The sequence below is a fragment of the Bacillus cereus group sp. N12 genome, from assembly GCF_016483575.1.
Classification (GTDB): domain Bacteria; phylum Bacillota; class Bacilli; order Bacillales; family Bacillaceae_G; genus Bacillus_A; species Bacillus_A toyonensis.
Genome location: NZ_JAEHBO010000159.1, coordinates 1 through 4,144 on the forward strand (window position 1 = coordinate 1; position 4,144 = coordinate 4,144).

Below are 4,144 nucleotides of genomic sequence, written 5' to 3' on the forward strand. Positions count from 1 at the left end.
AAAGAAGAGCAAGAGAAGTTTTTATGGGCGGATGTTGTGATTTATCAAACACCAATTTATTGGTTTAGTGTACCTGGACTATTTAAAACATATATGGATGAAGTGTATGAATACGGTTTGTTCTTTAAAGGTGCTGATGAATATGGAACAGGTGGTTTACTAAAAGAGAAGCAATATATGTTTTCTACAACTTGGAATGCACCTGAAAAAGCATTTGGAGATAAGACGAAGTTTTTTGAAGGAGAAAGTTTAGAGTCAGCGCTTAGTCACTTACATCGCGTACAAAAGTTTCTTGGCATGAGTCCGTTAAAGAGCTTTGCTTGTTATGATGTGGTGAAGAATCCGAATATTGAGCAATATTTATTGAACTTGAAAAATCACTTGGATGGAGTAATTCAATAATAGTTTGTATTGTGAAGAAGGTACTACTAAGGATGTAGTACCTTCTCTTTTATGAAATACGTTGAAAATCTTTACTTATACAGGACTGCTTTAGTTTTTTTGATTTGATTAAATGTTTCATATCAGAGATGTTATCGTATGAAAGCTGAGTATGATAATAGTTAATGTACTCAAGTAATGCAAAAATATAAATAAATAGGGTGAATGATAGCCCACCTAAAGGTAAGTGGGGATACCAAATTACAAAATCAATAGTAAACGTAATAAATCCCGTGATAATTAATGCTATATTTATCTTTTTAAGTATTTTTAAATATTGAATCATCCTAATGGGCGTAACAGATGTTTTCTCTTTTTTTAGTCGTTTCCACTTTACGTACCAGTAAATTACTCCTTGTAATAAGATAAACTCTAAAAGAAGAAATGAGACCCAAAAAGAATATAGGGAATATAAATGTAATGTAGGATAAGCATAATTAAGTAAGTAACTTGTGAAGATAAAAGTAATGACTGAAAATAACTCACCTGTGTATAGATAGGAAAGTCTTTTTTCTAGGTTGCGTTTCATAGTTCCTCTCCTTTTATAATGACTCACATTTTAAGACATGGATGGCTGTATCCATAACTTTGCAAAATTTGCCCAACCGAATGAATCAATCGTTACATTTTTTAAAGAAGAAGGGTATGTTTTTCTTTTTAAAACGTGATAGTTAAATAAAATGATGTGTTCTGTTTGTAAAAATTCTTCGATTTCATACATGAGCTCGTAGCGCTTCTCCTTATTTCCTTCTAATAAAAATGTGTCTAGCAAACAGTTAATTTGTTTTTCATAGTGCGGGTCCATGAACCGGTTTACGAAGCAACTTTTATTTTTAAATACATTTAAGAATGCAAGTTCATGATCGGCAGCAAATACTTCTCCCATAAAAATAATATCAGCATGTTGATCAATAGAACGATTCATATAATCTGAAACGAGAAATGGGTGAAGCTCTACTTGTATACCTAAACTTTTACATCGTGCTTTTAGGAAATGTGCATCATTTGCACTATCTTTAAATGCGAAGAAATAAATATGTATCGTTTCTCCATTATAGGTACTCTTTTTCAAATACTCTTTCGCTTTTTCTAAAGAGTAGGACCTATTAGGAACTTGGCGACTTCTTTCAGGGAAAAAGCTTGATGCAGCAATTGTTCGTCTACCTTCTATGCTACGAATTATCGTTTCAACATCATATAGTTCTCTCCAAGCCTTTCGAAAGTACATGTCATGATGAGGACCGGTTTTTTTTAAGTTGAAGCTAGCATAAATACAACCTATTTCTTCTATTTGTATATTATGCCTTTCATTTTCTTCTTCATTTGGTAGTTCATAATCAGCATCGATTTGTACATGATCAGGAATACCCCAAAATTCAATACGGTCTAATAACGCGCGCTCTTTAAAATAATGAGTGAACGCTTCGAACACGATATTATCTTCAGAGTAATGAGCAAGTTTGAAAGGTCCAGTACCTATATAATGATGATTTTCAATACTAGCATCATGTGGCAAAATTGCTAGTTGTATGGAACTTACATAGTGTAAGAAAAATAGATTTGGTTTTGCTAAATGGAATCGAATTTGCAATGGTGATGGTGTTTCAATTTGAACAATTTCTTCTGTTAACCATTCGAAAGGAGAGTGAATTTCTTTTAGTCTTTCAAATGAAAATCGTACATCTTTAGAAGTTAAAACTGTTTCGTTATGAAAATATACATCCTTTCGTAAATAAAAAGTCCACGTAAGCCCGTCTCCACTTAATTCCCACGTATGCGCAATGTGTGGTTCCATTTTTTCAGTAACATCGTTATAAACGACTAACGTATCAAAAATTTGACTCGTAAGATGGCTCTCTGTAGTTACAGCCACAAAAGCCGGATCTAATGGAAATATCTTTCTCGATATAGGAATCTTTAATATGTCGTACATATCATTTGAAGGTTCGTATCCAAAATGATGATGTAGTTTATTTTCTATCTTTTTTTGAAGTGCAAGGGGTAGGGGTTCTTTTAAAAGAAGAAAGATATCTTTTAATTTTTCTTGCGCTAACAGTTCATCTGTATAGGACTCAATCGCTTCTACGAAATTATGTATAAATAGAATTTCCGTTTTATTCCCACGGCCTCGCCCTGGAGTCCAGTTAATTAATTGTTCCTCGCTCATTTTCTTTAATAAAATCTTTACGTTTTTCGTACTGCAATATAAAATATCCGCTAATTCTTGTAAGCTATTTTGTATATGTTTTTGATCTTGTGCATGTAGTCTTAGTCTAATGTAATAGTCCATAATTTTCATATATACACTTCCTTCTATCTATAAAAGGGGAAACTCTTTAGAATATTCTAACCTTTTTCTTCCTTTTTTTCAAAGTAAAATAAGTAAGCATAAGGAGGGGGAAACGATGGGATTTTGGAGTATGCATCGAAATATAAAAATTAGAATTATAACTTCGTTTTTAACACGTACTGTATCCACGATGATTTTTCCATTTATGGCGATTTATTTTTCAATAAAATTAGGTAGTGCAATTGCTGGTGCGTTACTACTTATTAATGTAATTGCTTCATTAGTAATTGGTTTATACGGTGGATATGTTGGGGACCGGCTTGGGCGTAAAAAGGTTATGATTATCGGTCAAAGTATACAAGTCATTTCAATCGCTTGTATGGGGATTGCAAATTCAGATTATGTAGATTCACCGTGGCTAACATTTATCTTTATGTTAGTGAATAGTTTAGGGTCTGGTCTTATGAATCCTGCGACAGAGGCGATGTTAATTGATGTGAGTACACCGGAAAATCGAAAAGTGATGTACAGCATTAACTACTGGGCGATTAATTTATCCATTGCAATTGGAGCGATATTTGGAGGACTATTGTTTGAAAACTATAGATTACAATTGTTTATTGGATTAACAGTTATTGCAGTTATTACTTTATATGTGATGGCTCTATATATTGAAGAAGTGTATGTAGCACGAAAAACGGTGGAGAAGAAAAATGTATTAAAAGATATGGCGGATAGTTATAAAGTCGTAATAAAAGATAGAGCGTTTTTAATTTTTTGTGCAGCAAGTATATGTACATTATCTTTAGAGTTTCAGGTTAATAATTATTTAGGAGTACGTTTGCAGCAGGAATTTGAAACGGTGCACTTTTTCTTTAGGAATGGTGTGACGTTTGATTTAACAGGTATTCGAATGATGAGCTGGATTTCAGCAGAGAATACAATTTTAGTTGTGTTATGTTCGGCACTCCTTATTAAAATGCTGAAAAGCTTCAACGATTTGAAAATCTTATATGTAGGTTTATTCATTTATACAATTGGATTTACAATACTCGGAACGAGCAATAGTTTATGGATTTTATTAATTGCAGGGCTTTTCCAAACGGTAGGCGAGATGATGTATGTGCCAGTGCGTCAATCTATTATGGCAGATATGGTGCCGGATGAGGCAAGAGGTTCTTATATGGCGATTAACGGGATGGTCTTTCAAATGGCGAAAATGAACGGGGCATTAGGTGTTATGTTAGGTTCATTTATTGCATCTTGGGGCATGAGTGCTCTGTACTTTATTGTTGGTATGAGCAGTATTTTATTATTTATGAAGGCGATAGGGAAAGAGAAATATCAAGATGAAGGGAAGGTTTCTCAGATCGGATAAAGTGAAACGATATAAAAAGCGAACCAGTTATAATG

At 33.3% G+C, this 4,144-nt stretch carries 4 protein-coding genes; 2 read left to right on the forward strand and 2 right to left on the reverse strand.

The annotated features are described in order from the left end of the window. The coding region (locus tag JDS92_RS29705; RefSeq protein ID WP_199633011.1) for an NAD(P)H-dependent oxidoreductase at positions 1–402 on the forward strand (402 nt) is incomplete at its 5' end. 49 nt (positions 403–451) lie between these two features. Here JDS92_RS29705 and JDS92_RS29710 read toward each other — a convergent pair. Together JDS92_RS29710 and JDS92_RS29715 are read right to left on the reverse strand one after the other, a co-directional pair. Further along, a complete protein-coding gene (locus JDS92_RS29710; RefSeq protein ID WP_000827930.1) occupies positions 452–970 on the reverse strand; it encodes a hypothetical protein in 519 nt (172 codons plus the stop codon). 30 nt (positions 971–1,000) lie between these two features. Beyond that, on the reverse strand, positions 1,001–2,740 hold the full coding sequence (locus JDS92_RS29715; protein WP_199633012.1) for an SgrR family transcriptional regulator: 1,740 nt from the start codon (positions 2,738–2,740) through the stop codon (positions 1,001–1,003). Between the two features lie 106 nt (positions 2,741–2,846). Between JDS92_RS29715 and JDS92_RS29720 the strand changes: the two genes are divergently transcribed. Further along, on the forward strand, positions 2,847–4,109 hold the full coding sequence (locus JDS92_RS29720) for an MDR family MFS transporter (protein ID WP_199633013.1): 1,263 nt from the start codon (positions 2,847–2,849) through the stop codon (positions 4,107–4,109). The last annotated feature ends 35 nt before the right edge of the window (positions 4,110–4,144 follow it).

What these genes read in the sequence shown, in the direction of transcription:
- JDS92_RS29710 (WP_000827930.1), bottom strand. Translation starts at nt 970, where the DNA reads ATGAAACGCAACCTAGAAAAAAGACTTTCCTATCTATACACAGGTGAG.
- JDS92_RS29715 (WP_199633012.1), bottom strand. Translation starts at nt 2,740, where the DNA reads ATGAAAATTATGGACTATTACATTAGACTAAGACTACATGCACAAGAT.
- JDS92_RS29720 (WP_199633013.1), top strand. Translation starts at nt 2,847, where the DNA reads ATGGGATTTTGGAGTATGCATCGAAATATAAAAATTAGAATTATAACT.